We start from the raw sequence: 1,352 nt of genomic DNA, 5'->3' as shown, positions 1-1,352 counted from the left end.
GCGCCCTGTGAGCGGACCGCGCCAGTCTTTGAGTACCGCGGCGGACACGACGATCGCTGCAGGTGACATCACGACTTACGCACCCGGATAGAGGAGGTTCCCGATGACCAGGACCACCGGCACGACGACGACCGGCACCGTGGGCACAGCGGACGGCGGCTGGGCCCGGACCTGGGGCGCATCGCCCCACGCACCGATCGAGGCATTCGGCCCCCTGCCCTCGTTCGCCGACACGACCCTGCGCCAGGTGGTACGCATCAGCGGTGGCGGCCGGCAGGTACGCCTGCGCATCACCAACGAGTACGGCACCGCGCCTTTGACCATCGGCGCGGCCCAGATCGCCCTGGCGGCCCCCGAGGGCGGGATCCGTCCCGGCAGCGAGCGTGTGCTCACCTTCGGCGGCAAGCCGACCGTGACCGTCCCGACCGGGGCGCCGATGCTCAGCGACCCGATCGAGCTGTCCTTGCCGGCGCTCTCTGAGCTGTCCATCAGCCTTTACCTGCCCGAGGCGGTCAAGAGCGCCACCTGCCATGCCATGGGCGTGCAGACCGCCTGGACCATGCCGGGCAACAGCGTCGACGCCCTCACCCTGCCCGCCGACGCGGAGTCCCTGCCCCTGCAGGCCCTCATCTCGGCGATCGACGTGCGCGCCGACGCTGCAGCCACGACCATCGCGATCATCGGGGACTCCAACACCGACTGCTCGGGCACGACCCCGGACACCAACCGGCGCTGGACCGACCGCCTGGCCGAGCGCCTCGCGGAACTCAACGGCCCTGCCGTCTGCGTCTCCAACCAAGGCATCAGCGGCAACCGGATGCTGAACGAGGGCCTGGGCGATTCGGTCTTGGCCCGCTTCGACCGCGACGTACTGGCCACGCCGGGGCTGGGCTACGTCGTCCTGGCCATCGGCCTCGGCGACATCGGCGTCTCCTACTCGCCCCAGGACGGCAGCGGCCCGTCGGCGGACTTCCTCGCCATGTTCCCCGGTGCGCCGGTGACGGCCGACGACCTCATCGCGGGCTACCGCCAGCTCATCGCCCGGGCCCGGGCCCGCGCCCGCGGGGTGCGCGTCTACGCCCCCACCCTCACACCGTATGAGGGCGACGAGATCTTCACGCAGGAAGGGGAGCAAGTACGCCGGAGGGTCAACGAGTGGATCCGCACCAGCGGCGCCTTCGACGCGGTCATGGATTTCGACGCCGTCTGGAGCGACCCCGCCCACCCGAGCCGGATCAGGGACGGATTCCACGCCGGTGACCACCTGCACGGCAGCGACGCGGGCTGCCGCGCGCTGGGCGACTCCATCGACCTGGCGCTGTTCCAGTGAGCCCCGCCCACCCACCACTGAC

The 1,352-nt window shown here is 71.2% G+C and carries 1 protein-coding gene; it reads left to right on the top strand.

Features of this window, described 5'->3' with window-relative positions; translation table 11 throughout:
- Positions 1–103 precede the first annotated feature (103 nt).
- Positions 104–1,330 carry an SGNH/GDSL hydrolase family protein gene (locus ACZ5CR_RS45450; protein WP_468869623.1) on the top strand — a complete coding sequence of 409 codons (1,227 nt, stop codon included), beginning with the start codon at positions 104–106 and terminating at the stop codon, positions 1,328–1,330.
- The last annotated feature ends 22 nt before the right edge of the window (positions 1,331–1,352 follow it).

Source organism: Streptomyces sp. NPDC031274 (assembly GCF_055570235.1).
Note: the sequence above shows the minus strand (reverse complement) of the source record. Positions and strands in the feature narration are given on the sequence as shown.

What these genes read in the sequence shown, in the direction of transcription:
- ACZ5CR_RS45450 (WP_468869623.1), top strand. Translation starts at nt 104, where the DNA reads ATGACCAGGACCACCGGCACGACGACGACCGGCACCGTGGGCACAGCG.